Consider the following 19,281-nt stretch of genomic DNA (forward strand, 5'->3'; position numbering starts at 1 on the left):
GTGCCCGGCTTTGCCGACATCCGGCGGGCCGACGAGGCGTTGATCCGCACGGCGCTGGCCGCGGCGGCCCTTGCTCCGGCCACCGGCGACGTCCCGATCGGGGCCGTCATCCTGGATGCGTCCGGTGCTCCGGTGGCCACCGCCGGGAATGCCAGGGAGGCCACCGGCGACCCGACGGCCCACGCCGAGATCCTGGTGCTGCGGGCCGCCGCGGCCGCGCTGGGCCACTGGAATCTGACCGGATACACGCTCGCCGTCACCGCGGAGCCGTGCACGATGTGCGCCGGCGCGATCGTCCTGGCCCGGATCCAGACCGTCGTGTTCGGCTGCTGGGAGCCCAAGACCGGGGCCGCCGGTTCGCTCTGGGACGTGATGCGCGACCGCCGGCTGACCCACCGGGTGGAGGTCCGCGGCGGGGTGCTGGCCGACGAGTGCGCCGCCGCGCTGGTCGATTTCTTCGCCCCCCGCCGCTGATCCGCGGCAGCCGTCGGCGTGGTCGGAGGGGTCCTGAACCTCACCTATACTTTCTTGCGGTGGCGTGTCCGAGCGGCCTAAGGAGCACGCCTCGAAAGCGTGTGAGGTGAGAGCCTCCGAGGGTTCAAATCCCTCCGCCACCGCCACGTTGAAGCCCCGCCGATCATTCGATCGGCGGGGCTCTTCCGTCTCTGGAGCGTTGACCCGTTTCACAGGCGGTGCACCGCAACCGCCCACATGCGGAAGGGACGGTGGGTATATGGGAAAGTTGATTCCGGCCGGACGGCCCTCGTTGCGTCATCGTGTGCTGGCCTTCCTCGAAGCCCTGAGTCCCTTCGGCGACGAGCTACCGGTCGGCTCGGCCCGAGGCGACTGGCGATGGCTGTTCGCCGACGACGCCGGGGTGGCCGTCGTCGGGCCACCGGTCCGGTTCACCTCGGCCGACGCGGCCGAGAAGTGGATCCAGCACAACGCGGCCCGCTTGCGGCGGGCCGGGATCTCGGGGATGACGCTGCTCGACGGTGAGCACGTGGTGTACGGCCCGACATCGCTGCTTCGCGGACGGGCCAGAGACGACTGACCTCGGGTCATGGCTACCGCTCAGGTCCGCCACCCCATCGCCACAGACCCGAGCCGCAGAGTTGTTCTCACGGCCCCAGTGACACCGAGTCCCCCATCCTCACCGCCGCCGGGAGCCGTCCAATTTCCTCGGTCCGTCGAGTGCAACGCGGATCCAGGAGCAGTCGAATCGACAAGGATGTCGGAGCTGGGCTCGACCCGGCTCCGACATCGATTTCCTCCCACTCCCTCCCGTGAACGGGTGAATGCACCCGCGGCGGGCATGAATGTGCCGCCTCCGCTGTTGCTGACTGACGTGCCGCCGATCACCGGAGATCGGCCCCTTCGAGCAGCAACTGGAGATGTGACATGACCACCACCGAGAACCGGCCGGCAGCGGCCTCAGGGACATTCACCATCGGCGGCGACCTGACCGTCAATCGCCTCGGGTACGGAACCATGCAGCTGACCGGAAGTGGGGTCTGGGGCGAGCCCGCCGATCATGACGAGGCGATCCGGGTCGTCCGCCGGGCCGTCGAGCTCGGCGTCAACCTGATCGACACGGCCGACGCGTACGGTCCCTTCGTCACCGACGCCCTGATCCGCGAAGCGCTGCATCCGTACCCCGACGATCTCGTCATCGCGACCAAGGCCGGATTCACCCGGCAGGGGCCGAACCAGTGGATCCCGGTCGGCCGGCCCGAGTATCTGCGCCAGCAGATCGAGTTGAGCCTGCGCAACCTCGGCGTCGACCGCATCGACCTGCTCCAGCTGCACCGCATCGACCCGAAGGTCCCGCTGGCCGAGCAGATCGGCGAGCTCGCCGCCCTCCGGTCGGAGGGCAAGATCCGGCACATCGGCCTGTCCGAGGTGTCGGTGGCCGAGATCGAAGCCGCCACCCAGATCGCCCCGATCGTCAGCGTGCAGAACCTCTACAACCTGGCGAACCGCTCGGCCGAGGCCGTGCTGGACCACTGCGAGGCCAACGGACTCGCCTTCATCCCCTGGTTCCCGCTGGCCACCGGGCAGCTGGCCAAGGCGGGCGGCCCACTGGATGCGCTCGCTCGCGAGCACAACGCCTCGCCCTCGCAGCTGGCCCTGGCCTGGCTGCTGCGCCGCTCGCCGGTCGTGCTGCCGATTCCCGGCACCTCGTCGGTCGCGCACCTGCAGGACAACCTGGCGGCGGCGTTGATCGAGCTCACCGACGAGGAGTTCGACACCCTGACCAAGGCCGTCTGATCGCCTCGGCGGGCACCCGGGCTCGTCCCGGGTGCCCGGAGCGGGTGCGAATCCTTGGTTGGATGTACTGGTGACCACCAGCACCTCCACCTCCTTCACGGTGACCAGCCGCCTCCCCGACGCGCAGGGCCGCACCGGCACGCTGTCCACCCCGCACGGTGACATCCGGACGCCGGCCTTCATCGCCGTCGGCACCAAGGCGACGGTGAAAGCGGTTCTGCCGGAATCGATGTCGGATCTCGGCGCGCAGGCGGTGCTGGCCAACGCCTACCACCTGTACCTACAGCCGGGGGCGGACATCGTCGAGGCCGGCGGCGGCCTGGGCCGGTTCATGAACTGGTCAGGGCCCACCTTCACCGACAGCGGCGGGTTCCAGGTGCTCTCCCTCGGCGCCGGGTTCAAGAAGGTGCTGGCCATGGACACCAGGGGCCTCGGCACCGACGACGTGATCGCCGCCGGCAAGACCAGGCTGGCCACCGTCGACGACGACGGGGTCACCTTCAAGTCGCATCTGGACGGGTCGAAACACCGCTTCACGCCGGAGATCTCGATGCAGATCCAGCATCGGCTGGGGGCGGACATCATCTTCGCCTTCGACGAGTGCACCACGCTGATGAACACCCGCGAGTACCAGGAATCCTCGGTCCGCCGGACGCAGGAGTGGGCCGTGCGGTGCGTGGACGAGCATCGGCGGCTCACCGCCGAACGTGCCGGAATGCCTTACCAGGCCTTGTTCGGGGTGATCCAGGGTGCGCAGTACGAGGACCTGCGGCGGCGGGCGGTACGGGACCTGCTGCCACTCGGGTTCGACGGTTTCGGCATCGGCGGGGCCCTGGAGAAGGAGAACCTCGGCACCATCGTGCGGTGGTGCTGCGAGGAGATGCCGGAGACGATGCCCCGTCACCTGCTGGGGATCAGCGAGCCGGACGACATCTTCACCGCGATCGAGAACGGAACCGACACCTTCGACTGCGTCTCGCCGTCGCGGGTCGCCCGCAACGGTGCGATCTACTCGCCCGACGGCCGGTACAACCTGGTGGCGGCCCGCTTCCGCCGTGATTTCACCCCGCTGGCGCAGGACTGCGACTGTTACACCTGCGCCAACTACACGCGGGCCTACCTGCATCACCTCTTCAAGGGCAACGAGATGGTCTCCTGCACCCTGGCCACCATCCACAACGAGCGCTTCATCGTGAAACTGGTGGACGACATCCGCCGCAGCATCGACGCGGGCAGTTTCGCAGAGTTCAAGTCCGAATTCCTGGGCCGGTACTACGACGGAACGCGACGACCGTAGACGCTCCGGCGCGGTGATCCGCCCGGCGGCTCATCGAGACGACGGTCGCACCCCGCCCGGGTCGAACACCCACGGATGGCGGGGGAGCGCGGTCGGGTCGAACCGAGCGGCGAGTTCCGTCATCGTGACGTCCTCGCCGGGTTCGGCCAGGTCCAGGGACCGGGCGATCACTCCGAGCACGTCCCCCGGAGAACGGCCCAGCGCTCGCAGATCGGTCAGGGTGACGGCTCCGTCGCGCTTGGCCAGCCGGGCCCCGTGGATGTTCAGCGCCAGCGGCACGTGCGCGTAGGTCGGCTGGGGCAAGCCCAGGAGGTGGCCCAGGAAGGCCTGACGCGGAGCCGAGGTGAGCAGGTCGTCGCCGCGCACCACCTGATCGACGCCGGCTGCCGCGTCGTCAACCACGACGGCCAGGTTGTAGGCGACGACGCCGTCCGTCCGGCGCAGTACCAGGTCGTCCACCGGACCGGTCAGGTCACCGAGCAGGTCGTCGTGGACGGTCCACTCGGCCGCCTCGGCCCGCAGTCGCAGGGCCGATCGTCGCCCCGCTTGTCGCCGTTCGCCGCGTTCGGGCGCCGTCAGGTTCCGGCAGGTGCCGGGGTAGGCCCCCTCGGGACCGTGCGGGGCGGCGGCGGCCTCCTGGATCTCCCGGCGCGTGCAGAAGCACTCGTAGGTCAGGCCGTCCTGCTCGAGCCGGGTGATCGCCGCCGTGTAGACCTCGTGTCGATCCGACTGGCGGACGACCGGGCCGTCCCAGTCCAGGCCGAGCGCGGTCAGATCGTTCAGCTGGCGTTCCTGCGCCCCGGGCGCGACCCGGTCCAGGTTCTCGACGCGCAGCCGGAAGGAGCGACCGGTGGTCCGGGCGAACAGCCAGGCCAACACGGCGGTGCGGAGGTTCCCGACGTGCAGATCCCCCGACGGGCTGGGGGCGAACCGGCCGGCACCGGGGACGGGATCCACCGGGCCAGGTTATCGGGCGCGTCGAACCGGCGGAGAACCTCGATCAGGGCCGCTCGCGCCTGTCGTCGGCTCATCGGGCGTCGGTGGCAGCGCCTACCCTGCAAGAGCCGGTCGAGTTCCGGCGCACGCGACCGAACGACGAGCGGGGTAGGGCATGAGCACGGAGAGTCTGACGACCACCGGTCTGCGCGAGCGGGCGGAGGAGCACCTGCGAGCGCTGGTCGGATCCGACGCGGCGACGTTGCGAGACGACCAGTGGACCGCGATCGAGGCGCTGGTGGCGGGCCGGCGCCGGGCTCTGGTGGTCCAGCGCACCGGGTGGGGCAAGTCGGCGGTCTACTTCGTGGCCACGGCCCTGCTGCGCGAGCAGGGGGCCGGGCCGACGGTGATCATCTCGCCGCTGCTGTCGCTGATGCGCAACCAGATCGCCGCGGCCGGGCGGGCCGGGATCAGCGCGGTGACGATCAACTCGGCCAACTCCGAGCAGTGGGCCGGAGTGCACCAGCAGGTGCGGTCGGGTGAGGTGGACGTGCTGCTGGTCTCGCCCGAGCGGTTGAACAATCCCGGCTTCCGGGACGAGGTGCTGCCCCAGCTCGCGGCCACGGCCGGACTGGTCGTCATCGACGAGGCCCACTGCATCTCCGACTGGGGCCACGACTTCCGGCCCGACTACCGCCGCATCCGTACGCTGCTGACCGATCTGCCGTCCGGGATCCCGGTGCTGGCCACCACGGCCACCGCGAACGCCCGGGTCACCACCGACGTGGCCGAGCAGTTGCAGATCGCCGACGCCGCGCCGGTTCTCGTGTTGCGGGGGACGCTGGACCGGGAGTCGCTGCATCTCGGTGTGGTCAAGCTGCCCGACCAGCCGTCGCGGTTGGCCTGGCTGGCCCAGCACCTGCCCGAGCTGCCCGGCTCCGGGATCATCTACTGCCTGACCGTGGCGGCCACCGAGCAGGTGGCCGATTTCCTGCGCGGCAACGGTTTCGAGGTGGCCGCGTACTCCGGTCAGACCGAACAGGCCGACCGATTGCAGGCCGAGGACGACCTGATCAACAACCGGGTCAAGGCGCTGATCGCCACCTCAGCCCTTGGTATGGGTTTCGACAAGCCGGACCTCGGCTTCGTCGTTCACCTGGGGGCCCCGAACTCGCCGATCGCCTACTACCAGCAGGTGGGCCGGGCCGGCCGTGGCGTGGAGAACGCCACCGTGGTGCTGCTGCCCGGCCAGGAGGACCAGGACATCTGGAACTACTTCGGCTCGCTCGGGTTCCCGGCCGAATTCGATGTGCTGCAGACGTTGTCGGAGCTGGAGGCGGCCGGACGGCCGCTGTCCCTGCCGGCGCTCGAACCGCGGGTCCAGCTGCGGCGTTCGCGGCTGGAGATGATGCTCAAGGTGCTCGACGTCGATGGTGCCGTGCAACGGGTGTCGGGCGGCTGGACGGCGACCGGGAAACCGTGGACGTACGACACCGGCCGCTACGAGCGGGTGGCCCAGGCCCGCAAGGTCGAGGAGCAGGCCATGATCACCTACCAGCAGACGTCCGACTGCCGGATGAACTACCTGCGTCTCCAACTCGACGACGACCCGGGCAGCGTCGGCTGCGGGCGCTGCGACAACTGCGGTGGGCTCCGCCTCGATGCATCGGCCGACGTCTCCGGGGTGGAGGCGGCGCGGGCGAAGCTCTCGATCCCTGGAATCGCCGTTGATCCCCGTGGTCAGTGGCCCACCGGCATGTCGGCGATGGGGGTTTCACTGTCCGGGAAGATCCCGATGGGGGAGCGGGCCGAGCCCGGCCGGGCGGTCGGCCGCTTGGACGGGATCGGTTGGGGCACTGCCCTTCGCGATGCGTTGCGCGCGGACGCGGCCGACGGGCCGACGCCGGTACCGCTGCGCCACGCTGCGGTGGACGTACTCAATGCGTGGCCCGAGCTGGCGCAGATCGACGGCGTGGTCTTCCTGGAATCCGTGACGAAACGCGAACTGGTCGAGCACCTGGCGACCGGGATGGCCCGGTACCGCAAGGTCCCGGTGCTGGCCCGGTTCGACCTGCTCTCCGACGGGCCGCCGCCCCCGTCGGCGGTGAACTCCGCGCAGCGACTCAAAGGCATCCTCGGCCGGCACCGGCTCGACCATCCGGAAGCGGTGGCCGGCCAACGGGTTCTGCTGATCGACGACCGGACCGACAGCGGCTGGACGTTGGCCGTGGCCGCCCGCGAGTTGCGTCGCGCCGGCGCCGCGGCGGTCTTCCCGTTCGTGCTTGCGGTCGGCTGAAACGGCCCCGACGTCAGCCCGCGTCGGACCAGGGGCCAACGGACGTGGTAACCGGTTCTCCGGTGAGGGCCGATTCGTCGATGGCCAGTGAGATCAGGTGGTCCTGGCAACCGTCGGCCAGCGGGTACGGCGCCGGTCCGGCGTCGCGGGCCCACGCTCCGGTCGCGGCCATGATCGAGGCGATCGCGATCTCCTCGTCCATCAGTCGATGCCCGACGAAGGGATTGCGGTACACGATCGTTCCGTCGAACGAGAAGTGCTCGGTGTCGTGACCGTCCAGGTTCAGGTCGTGGCCGAGCTGGTAGCGACGGAGTTCCGATTCGGTGATGCCACGCGGCTCGGCCAGCCGGATCACGCGGTTGTCGTCGATCTCGCCCCGGCTCCCCCGGATCAGGATGCGCCGGAACCGCAGCTGGTTGTGCCACTGGTTGTCGGTGAAGTCGTAGAGCCCGGAGAGGCCGTCGCCGAGATCGACGGTGGCGATGATGGTGGTGGCCGGCTTCTCCGTGTCGTCATCGGTCCAGCCGGCCCGGGTCAGCGGGTCGACGAGCGGTGCATCGAACGTCCGGGCGCAGACGGTGGCCGGCCCGAACCCGGCGCCGAGGAACCCGCGCATCATCGACACCGCGTGGTAGCCGTGGGTCGAGGACACCTGGACCGAGGTCGGGGTGCCGATGACACCGCCGCGCACCACGGCCATCCGCGCGGCGTGGGCCGGGAGCAGCAGGTACTGCTCGGCCACCTGCACCATCCGCCGGTCGCCGACGGCGTCCCACAGGGCGCGCAGTCCCGCCTCGTCCGGCGCCGGGGGTGTCTCGCTCAGTACACGGCCGCCGGCGCCGACCACGTCGGTGAGCACCGCCGGGTTCGCCGGCCACGGCACCGAGCTGACCACGAAGTCCGGACGCTGCCGGCGCTGCAACTCGCCCGGATCAAGATAGCCGGGGACCTGCCACCGGGCGGTGGCCCGCTCGGCCGATTCGGTGCGACGGGCAGCCACCCCGACCAGCGTGAACCGGTCCGGCATCAGCTGGGCCAGGCGAGCGAAAAAGTCTGCCCGCCATCCGGTTCCGACGATGCCGACGGTGTACGGGGTGAGCGTCATGCGCTCATCTTGGCAGGTCGCCCGGCGCGGCCTCGAACCGGCTACGGAACGCGGGCGGTCCAGGCCGGGGTGGCGAACTTGCCAGCGGCCAAGGCTTCCGACTCGGCCAGCGTGGCCGCGTCGAGCTCCACCGGGGTGAGGCCGTACCGGGCGTCGAAGTGCGCGATCATCGCGCCGATGATCGCCTCCCGGGACAACCCGGTCTGCGAGCGCAGCGGATCGACACGCTTGTTGGCGCTCTTGATGCCCTTGTCCGACATCTTCTCCCGGCCGATCCGCAGCACGTCCAGCATCTTGTCGGCGTCGATGTCGTAGGCCATCGTCACGTGGTGCAGAACGCCGCCGCCGGCCAGGCGCTTCTGCGCGGCACCCGCGATCTTCCCGGCCGGGGACGCGATGTCGTTGAGCGGCACGAACTTCGCCTCGATCCCGACGTCGGCCAGCGCACCGAGCACCCAGTCGTCCAGGAACGAGTACGACGCCGCGAACGAGAGCCCCTCGACCAACGAGCCCGGCACGTACAGCGAGTAGGTGATGGTGTTGCCCGGCTCGACGAACATGGCACCGCCGCCGGAGATCCGGCGGACCACCGTCACGTCGTGGCGGGCCGCGGCCTCCAGATCGACCTCGTTGGTCAGTGACTGGAACGAGCCGATGATGACGGCGTTCGACGCCCATTCCCAGATGCGCAGCGACGGGGCACGGGTGCCGGCGCCGACCTGACGGGCGAGCACCTCGTCGATCGCCATCTGCATGGCCGGGTGCTGCGGCCCGGCGCTGAGCAGTTCGAACGAATGGTCGTGCCAGCTGGTGGCCCGGCCCAGGGCCCGCCGGACGGCGATGGCGACCGACTCCGGGGTGAAGCCGATCATCGTCACGCCGGGAGCCAGTGCCTTTTCGACCGCATCGGTCAAGGCGGCGGCGTTCGTGTCGGCGGGCAGCCCGGTCAGCGCGGCGTTGATGTCCTCCAGGGCCTCGTCCGGCTCCAGGAAGAAGTCGCCCGAGATGGCCACCGACACCAGGGTGCCGTCCTCGACCGTGACGTCGGCGGCGACCAGCTTGCCGCCCGGGACCTTGTACTCACCATGCATGACCGTGCTCCGTTCGCTGTGCTCCTGTGCAGAGCAACCGCATTGTCGTCCGGCCCATTCCGGTCAGGCCGGCGTGACCACCACCGCGCGGTCGGTCGGAGCCGTGATCCGCAGGGTCAGCACCAGCCCGACCGCCAGGACCAGCAGGATCCCGGCGATGCCGGCGCGGTCGGCGCCGAAGATCACGTGAGCGAACAGGGCGAACAGCAGGGGCGAGAGGAACGACACGGCGCGCCCGGTGGTGGCGTAGAGGCCGAACATCTGCCCCTCGTTGCCGGGAGGAGTCAGGCGGGCCATGAACGTCCTGGACGCCGACTGGGCCGGCCCGACGAACAGGCACAGCATCAGCCCCAGCACCCAGAACGGCCCCGGGCCGGACAGGAACATCAGGATGGACCCGCTGATCAGCAGACCGGCGAGGGAAAAGACGATGACCCGTTTCGGGCCGAGCAGGTCGTCGAACCGGCCGGCCACCAGTGCCCCGAGCGCGGCCACGATGTTGGCCGCCACCCCGAAGATCAGCACGTTGCCGGCGGTGAACCCGTAGACGGTGGCGGCCAGGATGGCGCCGAAATGGAAGATGCCGGCCAAGCCGTCCCGGAAGATGGCACTGGCCAGCAGGAACGTCGCCGCCGGCCGATCGGTGCGGATCAGCGACGCGATGTCGCGGAACAGGATCCGGTAGGCGGCCAGGAAGCCGACGCGCCGCTGCTTCGGGCCCGGCGGGATCTCCGGGACCTTGAACAGGACCGGCAGCGCCGACAGGGAGAACCAGACCGCGGCCACCAACGCCACGATCCGGATGTTCAGCCCGCCGGCGGTGCTCACCCCGAAGAAGCCGCGGGTGTCACCGTCCCCGGAGATGAAGCCGTAGTAGCAGAACAACAGCAGGAAGATGCCGCCGAAGTAACCCATGGACCAACCGAAGCCGGAGACCCGGCCGATGTTGGACGGCGTGGAGATCTGCCGCAGCATGGAGTTGTAGAAGACGGCGGCGATCTCGAAGAAGATCGAGCCGAGGCCGATCAACGCCGCGCCGAGGAAGAAGTAGTGGTAGTCGTCGCGCACCCAGAACAGGCCGACGATGGTGATCGCGACCAGCGCCGAGTACACGGCCAGCGACCGCCGGCGCCGTCCCTCCGCGTCCGCCCGCTGGCCGGTCACCGGGGCCAGGACGGCGATCAGCAGGCCGGCGACCCCGATGGACAGCGCGTACCAGGTGTCGGCCGAGGCGCCGGTGATCGCCTTCAGTTCGGTCCCGACGCTGCCCGTGAGGTAGACCGAGAAGACGAACGTGACGATCACCGTGTTGAACCCTGACGAGCCCCAGTCCCACAGACCCCAGGCGGCGATCTGGCCCCGGGTCACGGTCCCCTCGGCACCGGGCGAACGCAGCGAGGGAGGGTCGACCCTGTTGTCCATGGCGGCAGCCTAAGGTCTGGTGTCCACCGGCGGGTGCACGGCGCTCGGGTTGCGTCCGACGGCCGGCCGGGGCCGGCGCCCGGCCCGAGGTTCGCCCTCACCGGGGCTGAGCTGGGCGCCGGCGAGGGTGCCGGTGAGATAGGCCTGCAAGGTGGGCCCGACGGCGGCCGCGATCTCGGCTGTACCCAATTGGGTCAGGGCCTCCAACGCGAGCACGTACCGCCCGACGACGACCCCCAGGACCTGCGAGATCACCAGTCCAGTCCGCAGGTGGACCTCGCTCGGCGGGCAGTTCAGCGAGTGGAGCAGGCGGGTCACGATCTCCGCGGTGATGAACTCCCCGAGCGCCCGGGTGGTGGTCGGGTCGCCGATGGCGGTGCGGATGGCGGCGATCAGCGACGCGCCGGCCGGCGACTCCCAGACCTGCAGGATGGCGCCGATCATCCGGGTGCCCAGGCCGTCGGGCCCGTCGAGCACCAGTTGATCGACCACCGCCCGCGGGTCGACCGGCAACTGGACGGTGGCCAGGAACAGTTCGTCCTTGGAGCCGAAGTAGTGGTGCACCAGGGCCGGGTCGACGCCGGCCCCGGCCGCGATCCGGCGGATCGATGCCTTGGCGAACCCGTGGCCGGCAAACACCTTCCGCGCCGAGTCCAGGATCTGCCGGCGGGTGTCGGGGTTCCCCGGACGCCGGCCGGTCCGGGCCGGACCGGTCAATCCGTCCGCCTCCTCAAGGTGGCCGAGGCCAGCAGCAGGGCGATCAGTACGCAGCCGGCCATGACGGCCAGGTCACGCCACAGGAGCCCGGTCGGCTCGACATGCCGGCCGACCTGTCCGCATGCTTCGACGGCGTAGGAGAGCGGCATGACATCGGAGACGATCTCCAGCCAACCGGCCATCGCCGGTCGGGGGACGAACAGGCCGCACAGCAGGATCTGCGGGATCACGATCACCGGTAGCAGCTGCACGGCCTGGAACTCGGTGCGGGCAAAGGCCGAACACAACAGTCCGAGGCCGACGCCGAGCAGAGCCGTCAACACCGCCACCAGCACCACGTATTCGGCACCACCGGCCGTTGACAGACCCAACAGCCAATAGGCGCAGGCGCACGTGACGGCGGCCTGGACCGCGGCGACGGCGCCGAACGCGATCCCGTAGCCGAACAGCAGGTCCACCGTCCTGGTCGGGGTGGTCATCAGGCGCTCGAGCGTCCCGGATGTTCGTTCGCGCAGCATGGCGATGCTGGTGAGCAGGAACATGATGATGAACGGGAAGACCGCCAGCATCGTCAGGGTCACCGAGTTGAACTCGGCCGGGACGTTCTTGAACATGAAGTACAGCAAAGCGATCAACATGACCGGTACACCGATGATCATGACGACGGTGCGGCGGTCGTGCCGGAGCTGGAGCAGGATCCGGCGGATGGTGGCCGACAGGATGTGCGGACGGCGGCCGACGGTCGTCATGCCGACGCCTGGGCCTGGCGACGGATCAGCGTCAGGAACGCCGCATCGAGATCGTCGGTGCCGGCCATGCGCTTGACGGCGTCCGGGGTGTCGTCGGCCAGCAGGCCGCCGTCGCGGATCAACATCAGGTGGTCGCAGCGGTTGGCCTCGTCCATCACGTGGCTCGTCACGATCACGGTGGCCCCGGCGGCCGCCCTGACCCGGAGCGAGTTCCACAGTTCCTCCCGCAGCACCGGGTCCTGCCCGACCGTCGGTTCGTCCAGCACCAGCACCTCGGGCGCGCCGACCAGCGCGCAGGCCAGGCTGGCCCGGGACCGTTGTCCGCCGGACAGGGTGCTCACCAGCTGGTCGGCGGCCGCCCCCAGGCCGACCTCTTCGATCACCGAATCGGCTGTCCCCGGGCCGGCCGGGACGAGCGCGGCGAAGTAGCGGGCGTTCTCCCGCACGGTCAGGTCGGGGTAGATCGACGGAGCCTGGGTCAGGTAGCCCAGACGCCGCCGGATCGACGCGGACCCGGCCGGCTCGCCCAGCACGGTCACGGTGCCGGACGCGATGCGCTGCACCCCCACGATCGCCCGGATCAGGGTCGACTTCCCGGCCCCGGACGGCCCGAGGAGACCGGTGATCCGGCCCTGCTCCATCCGGCACGAGAGGTGCTGCAGCACGAGCTGCCGTCGGCGACCGGCACCACGTAGAACGGTGAGGTCGCAGACCTCGACGGCGATGTCCATGGCGCCTCCCGGAACCGTAATTCAACGGGTGATGACTTCACTGTAGAAGGCGGCGGCGCGGCCCGTCAACGGTTCGCCGATCCTTGGCGCGCGAGGGCCCGGCCGCGGTGGATACGCTTGATCCATGGACGATCCGGTGGTGGTCCGACGGGCCACGATGTCGGACGTCGACGGCCTGGTCGCCTCCGGGGTCAGCCTGTTCCGGGAAGACTGTATCGTCCACGATCGGCTCCGGAATCCCGAGTGGGCGGCCGTCAACGCAGCCGACTACGAGACCGGCAACCTGGCCGATCCCGACCTGCTGGTGCTGGTCGCGGTACACGGACGAGCGGTGGTCGGACATCTGACCGGCGGGTTCGACGCCGAGCCGGCCACATGGCTCGCCCCGACGGTGGACCTGATCAGCCTCAACGTGATGGCCGAGTGGCGCGGGCAGTCCATCGGGACCCGATTGATGGGGGAGTTCAAGGCCTGGGCCCGCGGGCGCGGCGCGGTGCGGTGCCGCGTGACCGCCTACAGCGCCAACCAGGGGGCCATCCGCTTCTACCGCCGGCACGGCTTCGCGTCGTTGCAGACGACGTTGGCCGCCGACCTCTGATCCGGCGGCGCCGGCCCGATACCCTGACGCCCATGTCGCGCAGCGTGTACATCGCCTCACCCGAGGGTGAATCGGGCAAGTCAACGGTCGCGTTGGGTCTGGTCAACCTGCTCAGCCGGCAGGTCGGCCGGGTGGGGATCTTCCGCCCGGTCACCGAGTCGAGCAAGAGCACCGACCTGGTGGTGGAGCTGCTGATCGCGCAGCCCGCGGTGGAGCAGACCTACGACGAGGCGATCGGGGTCAGTTACGAGGTCATGCACTCCGATCCCGACGCGGCCCTGATGGAGATCGTGCGCCGGTTCCACGACCTGGTGAACCGCTTCGACGTGCTGCTGGTGCTCGGCAGCGACTACACCGACGTCTCCACGCCCAGCGAACTGGCGTTCAACGCCAAGGTGGCGGCCAACCTCGGTTCGCCGGTGGTGCTGGTCGTGCACGGCCGGGGGCGGACGCCGGAGCAGGTCAGGATGGCCGCCGACTTCGCGGTCACCGAACTCGCTGCGGCCCACGCGCGCCCGGTCGCGCTGATCGCCAACCGCGTCGATCCCGAGGAACTCGAAGCGGTCAGGGCCGAACTCGGGCGCGACTCGACATTGCCGGTGGCGGCCATCCCCGAGGTGCCGGTGTTGGTGGCGCCGACGGTCGGAGCGCTCCTGCAGGCCTGTGACGGACGGCTGCTGCGGGGGAACCCAGCCTGGCTGCAGCGGGAGGCTCTCGGATTCGTGGTGGCCGCGATGTCCCTGCCCAACGTTCTCACCCGCCTGGTCGAGGACGTTCTGGTGATCGCCCCCGGTGATCGTTACGACCTGCTGCCCGGCCTGCTGATGGCGCATCAGTCCGGCACCTTCCCGCACCTGTCGGCGATCGTCCTGACCGGCGGCTACGTGCCGCCGGAGCCGGTGACCCGGTTGCTGGACGGCGTCCCGCAGGAGCTCCCGATCATCATCACCGAACTCGGGACGTTCGAGACGGCAACCATTTTCGCCGGGGCACGAGGCCGGCTCACGGCCGATTCGCGGGTGAAGCTGGAAACCGCGCTCCGGGTGTTCGACGACTCGGTCGACGGCGACGCCCTGCTCCGGGCGATCGATGTCGGTGGCGGCACGACGATGACGCCCCTGATGTTCCAGTTCCAGCTGATCGAGCGGGCCCGATCCAGTCGTCGTCACGTCGTGCTGCCGGAGGGCGAGGACGAGCGGATCCTGCGGGCCACGGCCAGTCTGCTTCGGCTCGGCGTGGCCGACCTGACCCTGCTCGGCGACGAGAACGTGGTGCGCGCCAAGGCATCCGCTGCGGGCCTGGACATCAGCGGGGCGAAGATCCAGTCGCCGACCGACCGGGCTCTGGTCGAGACGTTCGCCGCCGAGTACACCCGGCTGCGGGCGGCCAAGGGCATGACGATGGAGCAGGCCAGGACCATCGTCACCGACGTCTCCTACTTCGGCACCATGATGGTCCACCTCGGCCTGGCCGACGGCATGGTGTCCGGTGCCATGCACACCACCGCGCATACCATCAAGCCGTCGTTCGAGATCATCAAGACGGTGCCCGGGACGGCGATCGTCTCCAGCGTGTTCCTGATGTGCCTGGCCGACCGGGTGCTGGTGTACGGCGACTGTGCCGTGAATCCGGACCCGACGGCCGAACAGCTGGCCGACATCGCCATCTCCAGCGCGACCACGGCCCAGCAGTTCGGCATCGAACCGCGGGTGGCGATGCTCTCGTACTCCACCGGGTCCTCCGGCGCCGGTGCGGACGTCGACAAGGTCAGGCGGGCCACCGATCTCGTACACCAATTGCGGCCGGACCTGCTGGTCGAGGGGCCGATCCAGTACGACGCCGCCGTCGACCCGGACGTGGCCGCGACCAAACTCCCGAATTCGAACGTGGCCGGAAAGGCGACCGTGCTGATCTTCCCGGATCTCAACACCGGCAACAACACCTACAAGGCGGTGCAGCGCAGCGCCGGCGCGGTGGCCATCGGCCCGGTGCTGCAGGGCCTCAACCGGCCGGTCAACGACCTCTCCCGGGGGGCGCTGGTGGCCGACATCGTGAACACCGTGGCCATCACCGCGATCCAGGCCCAGAGCTCGCCGGCCGGAACGGCGCAGGCGACATGACCGAGGGCACCCACCGCGTGTTGGTGATGAACTCCGGCTCCTCGTCGATGAAGTACCAGCTGATCGACGTGGTCGACGGGACGGCGGTGGCCGGCGGACTGATCGAGCGGATCGGCCAGGCCGTCGGTCACGCGTCCCACCGGTTCGCCGGCAACGAAACCTCCTTCGACGGGCCGATTCCCGATCACGCGACGGCGGTGCGGATCATGCAGCAGCTGTTCGTCGATTCCGGCCGCCCGTTGCAGACCGGTGCGATGACCGCCGTCGGGCACCGGGTGGTGCACGGCGGGTCGCTGTTCGGCGACCCGGTGCTGATCGACGACGAGGTGCTGCGGCAGATCCGCGACCTTTCCGCTCTGGCTCCCCTGCACAACCCGGCCAATGCCACGGGCATCGAACAGGCCATGGCTGCCTTCCCGGGCGTTCCGCAGGTGGCGGTGTTCGACACGGCCTTCTTCCGCACCCTCCCGGCGGCCGCGTACACCTACGCGATCGACCGGGAAACCGCTGCCGCGCAACAGATCCGGCGATACGGATTCCACGGCACATCACACCAGTACGTCTCCGGGCGGGTGGCCACCGTGCTGGGCCGGCCGCTGGAGGACTTCAACCAGATCGTGCTCCACCTGGGCAACGGGGCGTCGGCCTCGGCCATCCGCGGCGGGGTCGCGGTCGAGACGTCCATGGGCCTGACGCCGCTGGAGGGGTTGGTCATGGGTACGCGCAGTGGCGACCTCGACCCGGGGGCGATCCTGCACCTGTTGCGGACCGGTGGTCTGGACGTGGACGGACTGGACGCGCTGCTGAACCGCCGCTCGGGGTTGCTCGGCCTGTCCGGCGTGAGCGACTTCCGGGACCTGGCCGACCTGGTCGCGGCCGGCGATGCCGATGCCACCGTGGCCCTCGACGTGTACTGCCACCGCATCCGCAAGTACATCGGGGCGTACCTGGCCGTGCTCGGCGGGGTCGACGTGATCACCTTCACCGCCGGGGTGGGTGAGAACGCCGCCGATGTGCGGGCCCGCATCATGACCGGCCTCGAGGGTCTGGGCATCTCGGTCGATCCCGCCCGCAACGCGGTCCGTTCGTCCGAGCCGCGGATCATCTCACCCGACGGCGCGCCGGTGACGGTAATGGTGATCCCGACCGACGAGGAACTCGCCATCGCGCGGGCCGCGGCCGAGCTGGTCTCGCTGGTCGCGGGGACGGCGGTGTCGGCTCACCCCGCCCGGCCGGGTCGCGCTACGGTCGGAAGGAGAACCGCCCCGACCCCGAGGAGCTCGTCATGACGCTGGACCGTCCCGTTGCCCCCGATCCGTACGACCTGCTCCCGTCGGTCGGCACCTTCACCGTCAGCAGCAACGACGTCCGCGACGGTGAGCCGGTGGCGGATCGGTACGCCGGTGGCCACGGCAACGTGTCACCGCAGTTGAGCTGGTCCGGATTCCCGGCCCAGACGCAGAGCTTCGCCGTCACCTGCTTCGATCCCGACGCCCCGATCCCGAGCGGTTTCTGGCACTGGGCGGTGGCCGGCATCCCGGCCGACGTGACCAGCCTGGCCCAGGGGGCGGGCGACGGAAAAGCGTTGCCCGGCGGCGCCTTCCAGCTGCGCAACGACGCGGGCCAGGTCGGCTACACCGGCCCGATGCCGCCGCCCGGCGACCGGGCGCACCGCTACTACTTCGTCGTGCACGCCCTCGACGTGCCGGCGCTCGAGATCGACGACTCGGTCACGCCGGCGTACCTGTCGTTCAACCTGGTGTTCCACACGCTGGCCCGGGCCGTCATCGTGCCGACCTACCAGGTGCGGTGAACTACATCAGCTCACCGATGTAGGAGTACTTGACGTACACCTCGGCGGCCACACCGGCCTCGTCGAGGACGTCCTGCACTGCGGTGAGCATGTACTTCGCGTCCCAGCCCATGTACAGGTGACGTCCGCCGTCCAACGTGTCCCACTGCCCGTTCCAGGCCGGGGCCGGGAAGATCGGGCCGCCGCGACGGCCGATGAACACCTCGACGTCGGGCCGCGCGTCGGCCCACAGCCGCTTGAACACCCGGTTGAACAGGTACTTGACGTCGTGCACCTCCCAGTGCTCGCCGCGGTATTCGACGTAGTCGAACTCGCGCTCCCAGCCACGCGGCCACCCGCGGCGCCGGACGGCGTCCAGGACCGGGGTGAGCCCGTCGTCGTCGATCGGGATGCCCAGGTCGGCGCCGGGGCGAGCCCAGATGCGCAACAGGTCGGCGGTGAGGCGGGCCGTGCGGGCGGCGATCGCGGCGGTGCCCCACGTCGGTTGGTGAGCCAGGTCGGCCGTCGCCCGGACGGCGCTGTGCGGGTAGACCGCGTCGCGCTTGTCGGGGTAGGAGAGTTCGTCGGCCCGGTCGGCCAGCGGGATCTCCAGCAGGGTCAGGTTCCCCAGCGTCTGGGCCAGCGCCCGGTGACTGTTCTGTTCGTCCTCGGTGTAGTCGGCCCACTCCCGGACGCCGTCGCCCGTCCAGTGGTCCGACGGGGCCAGCGGGAACACGTGCTCGACGTCGAGGTCACCGACCCGATCGACGCCGGCCAGCCGGCCCAGCACGTAGCCCGCGTGCGGGAGCGGCCGGTACTTCAGCGCCACCCGGACCCGCTCGTCGGACGGGGTGATCCGCGCCATCGCCCGGACCAGCGCGTCCAGGCCCGCCTCGCTCGCCCGGCACAGCCGAGCGACCAGGCGCGAGATGCCGATCTCGACCACGGTGCGACGGAGCAGCAGGGCCTGGAGCTGTTCGAGGGTCCGCACCAGGGCCTCGGCGTCCAGAACGCCGGTCCGGTAGTCGCGGTAGACCCGCATCACCAACGGGTACGTACCGGGCCCGAAGACGTTGATGCCGTGCAACTGGCGGGCGATCCGCGGGTCGGGCTCGCGGTCGGGCTCCAGGAGCACCTGATAGACCTGGGCGCAGGCCAGCCACTGCGCCGCGTGATCGTCGAGGGTCGCGCGGTCCAGTCGCGGGAAGCGCTGCTGGAACGCGTCGTAGACACTGCGTTCGCCGGAGCCGTCCCGGTTCAGGGCGACCTCGCGGCCGGTGGCCATCACCAGGTAGTGCCGCCAGAACCGGCCGATGGCATCACCGGTGCAGCGCTCGATCGGCGCCCAGTAGGTGTTCTCGACGTGGTGCTGGGCGGCCGATGACAGCCCCATCAGGACGTAGTTGTGGATCAGCTCGTGGTCCCGCAGCGGCTCGCCGGTGGAGTTCAGGCTCTCGAAGATCTGCTGGGCGTTGGCGTTCGCGGCCAGGCTGATCGCCACGTGCTCGAGTTTGCTCAGCCCGCGCCAGATGTGCGGGGCCTCGGCCGGGCTGATCTGGCTGCGGAAGAACGCATAGTTGTCGTCGAACGACGAGTCCGCGTCGGGGCCGGCATCGCCGGCCGGCCGGCCCAGCACCACCCGCTCGAACACCTCGGCCCAGGCGTCATGCGGTCGCAGTTTGGTCCGAGCCGGGCGGTCGTCGCCGGCCGCGCGCACGAGCAGATGTTCGATCTCGCCGACCACGCCGTCCGCCGGCGACGGATCGCCGGCGGCCAGGAGCGTGTGCTGTACCGCCGCGGCCAGCAGCATCAGGGTGGTGATGCGCTGCTGCCCGTCGATCAGGACCAGTTCGCCCAGACCGTCGACGGTGGGATCGCTGCTGGTCACCGAGAGGATCGAGCCGAGGAAGTGGGTGTGCCGGTCGTGCCGGTCGGCCACCGCGCGGACGTCGGTCAACAGCTGTTCGCAGCGGCCGATGTCCCATCGGTATTGCCGCTGGTAGACCGGCACCACGATGGCCGTGTCGGCGGCGGACAACCAGGCGACGGTGTTGACCGCCCGTGCGGTCACGTTGGTGGCGGTATCGGACCCGGTACTCGTGTGGGCGCTCATCGGGCACCGATTCTAGGCCGCCATTGGCTCCCGATCATGACAC

Annotated in this window: 17 protein-coding genes and 1 tRNA gene; 10 read left to right on the forward strand and 8 right to left on the reverse strand. The window is 70.0% G+C overall.

Annotated features, from left to right (window positions below):
* From BLS97_RS10105 to tgt, 5 genes are all read left to right on the forward strand, one after another.
* On the forward strand, nucleotides 1-474 hold the full coding sequence (locus BLS97_RS10105) for a nucleoside deaminase (protein ID WP_231988465.1): 474 nt from the start codon (nucleotides 1-3) through the stop codon (nucleotides 472-474).
* A 58-nt stretch (nucleotides 475-532) separates the two neighbouring features.
* A tRNA-Ser gene (locus tag BLS97_RS10110) sits at nucleotides 533-620 on the forward strand.
* A 113-nt stretch (nucleotides 621-733) separates the two neighbouring features.
* Nucleotides 734-1,054, forward strand: a complete 321-nt coding sequence (locus BLS97_RS10115; RefSeq protein WP_157695344.1) for a hypothetical protein — start codon at nucleotides 734-736, stop codon at nucleotides 1,052-1,054.
* 347 nt (nucleotides 1,055-1,401) lie between these two features.
* Nucleotides 1,402-2,271: an aldo/keto reductase gene (locus tag BLS97_RS10120; RefSeq protein ID WP_090475860.1), complete on the forward strand. Its 870-nt coding sequence runs from the start codon at nucleotides 1,402-1,404 to the stop codon at nucleotides 2,269-2,271.
* Nucleotides 2,272-2,341: 70 nt separating this feature from the next.
* A complete protein-coding gene (gene tgt, locus BLS97_RS10125) occupies nucleotides 2,342-3,568 on the forward strand; it encodes a tRNA guanosine(34) transglycosylase Tgt (RefSeq protein ID WP_231988467.1) in 1,227 nt (408 codons plus the stop codon).
* 30 nt (nucleotides 3,569-3,598) lie between these two features.
* Here the strand turns inward: tgt and gluQRS are convergent, their stop codons facing one another.
* Complete coding sequence (gene gluQRS / locus BLS97_RS10130; protein ID WP_090475862.1) at nucleotides 3,599-4,525, reverse strand: tRNA glutamyl-Q(34) synthetase GluQRS; 927 nt, start codon at nucleotides 4,523-4,525, stop codon at nucleotides 3,599-3,601.
* A gap of 154 nt (nucleotides 4,526-4,679) precedes the next feature.
* Between gluQRS and BLS97_RS10135 the strand changes: the two genes are divergently transcribed.
* Entirely contained in the window at nucleotides 4,680-6,800 is a 2,121-nt protein-coding gene (locus BLS97_RS10135) for a RecQ family ATP-dependent DNA helicase (RefSeq protein WP_090475863.1), read from the forward strand.
* Between the two features lie 13 nt (nucleotides 6,801-6,813).
* Here BLS97_RS10135 and BLS97_RS10140 read toward each other — a convergent pair whose 3' ends face one another.
* The 6 genes from BLS97_RS10140 to BLS97_RS10165 form a co-directional block, all read right to left on the reverse strand.
* Nucleotides 6,814-7,905 carry a Gfo/Idh/MocA family protein gene (locus BLS97_RS10140; RefSeq protein ID WP_090475864.1) on the reverse strand — a complete coding sequence of 364 codons (1,092 nt, stop codon included), beginning with the start codon at nucleotides 7,903-7,905 and terminating at the stop codon, nucleotides 6,814-6,816.
* Between the two features lie 41 nt (nucleotides 7,906-7,946).
* On the reverse strand, nucleotides 7,947-8,996 hold the full coding sequence (locus tag BLS97_RS10145; protein ID WP_090475865.1) for a lipoyl protein ligase domain-containing protein: 1,050 nt from the start codon (nucleotides 8,994-8,996) through the stop codon (nucleotides 7,947-7,949).
* 63 nt (nucleotides 8,997-9,059) lie between these two features.
* Nucleotides 9,060-10,418, reverse strand: coding sequence for an MFS transporter (locus BLS97_RS10150; RefSeq protein WP_090475866.1), 1,359 nt, complete (start codon nucleotides 10,416-10,418; stop codon nucleotides 9,060-9,062).
* Between the two features lie 9 nt (nucleotides 10,419-10,427).
* Nucleotides 10,428-11,135, reverse strand: a complete 708-nt coding sequence (locus BLS97_RS10155; protein WP_090475867.1) for a TetR/AcrR family transcriptional regulator — start codon at nucleotides 11,133-11,135, stop codon at nucleotides 10,428-10,430.
* The gene (locus tag BLS97_RS10160) at nucleotides 11,132-11,884 is read right to left on the reverse strand and encodes an ABC transporter permease (protein WP_090475868.1); all 753 of its coding nucleotides are present in this window, start codon (nucleotides 11,882-11,884) and stop codon (nucleotides 11,132-11,134) included. The genes BLS97_RS10155 and BLS97_RS10160 overlap by 4 nt, the downstream gene beginning before the upstream one ends.
* Entirely contained in the window at nucleotides 11,881-12,615 is a 735-nt protein-coding gene (locus tag BLS97_RS10165; RefSeq protein ID WP_090475869.1) for an ABC transporter ATP-binding protein, read from the reverse strand. The genes BLS97_RS10160 and BLS97_RS10165 overlap by 4 nt, the downstream gene beginning before the upstream one ends.
* A gap of 124 nt (nucleotides 12,616-12,739) precedes the next feature.
* On the opposite strand from BLS97_RS10165, the gene BLS97_RS10170 reads away from it, so the two are divergent.
* The 4 genes from BLS97_RS10170 to BLS97_RS10185 are packed head-to-tail and all read left to right on the forward strand — an operon-like array spanning nucleotide 12,740 to nucleotide 17,146.
* A complete protein-coding gene (locus BLS97_RS10170; RefSeq protein WP_090475870.1) occupies nucleotides 12,740-13,213 on the forward strand; it encodes a GNAT family N-acetyltransferase in 474 nt (157 codons plus the stop codon).
* 32 nt (nucleotides 13,214-13,245) lie between these two features.
* The gene (pta, locus tag BLS97_RS10175; RefSeq protein ID WP_090475871.1) at nucleotides 13,246-15,333 is read left to right on the forward strand and encodes a phosphate acetyltransferase; all 2,088 of its coding nucleotides are present in this window, start codon (nucleotides 13,246-13,248) and stop codon (nucleotides 15,331-15,333) included.
* Nucleotides 15,330-16,622, forward strand: a complete 1,293-nt coding sequence (locus tag BLS97_RS10180; RefSeq protein ID WP_090475872.1) for an acetate/propionate family kinase — start codon at nucleotides 15,330-15,332, stop codon at nucleotides 16,620-16,622. The genes pta and BLS97_RS10180 overlap by 4 nt, the downstream gene beginning before the upstream one ends.
* A complete protein-coding gene (locus tag BLS97_RS10185) occupies nucleotides 16,619-17,146 on the forward strand; it encodes a YbhB/YbcL family Raf kinase inhibitor-like protein (protein WP_090475873.1) in 528 nt (175 codons plus the stop codon). Before BLS97_RS10180 ends, BLS97_RS10185 begins: the two co-directional genes overlap by 4 nt.
* 1 nt (nucleotide 17,147) lies before the next feature.
* Here the strand turns inward: BLS97_RS10185 and BLS97_RS10190 are convergent, their stop codons facing one another.
* Nucleotides 17,148-19,238: a GmrSD restriction endonuclease domain-containing protein gene (locus tag BLS97_RS10190; RefSeq protein ID WP_090475874.1), complete on the reverse strand. Its 2,091-nt coding sequence runs from the start codon at nucleotides 19,236-19,238 to the stop codon at nucleotides 17,148-17,150.
* Between the last annotated feature and the right edge of the window lie 43 nt (nucleotides 19,239-19,281).

This window comes from Nakamurella panacisegetis (assembly GCF_900104535.1).
Classification (GTDB): domain Bacteria; phylum Actinomycetota; class Actinomycetes; order Mycobacteriales; family Nakamurellaceae; genus Nakamurella; species Nakamurella panacisegetis.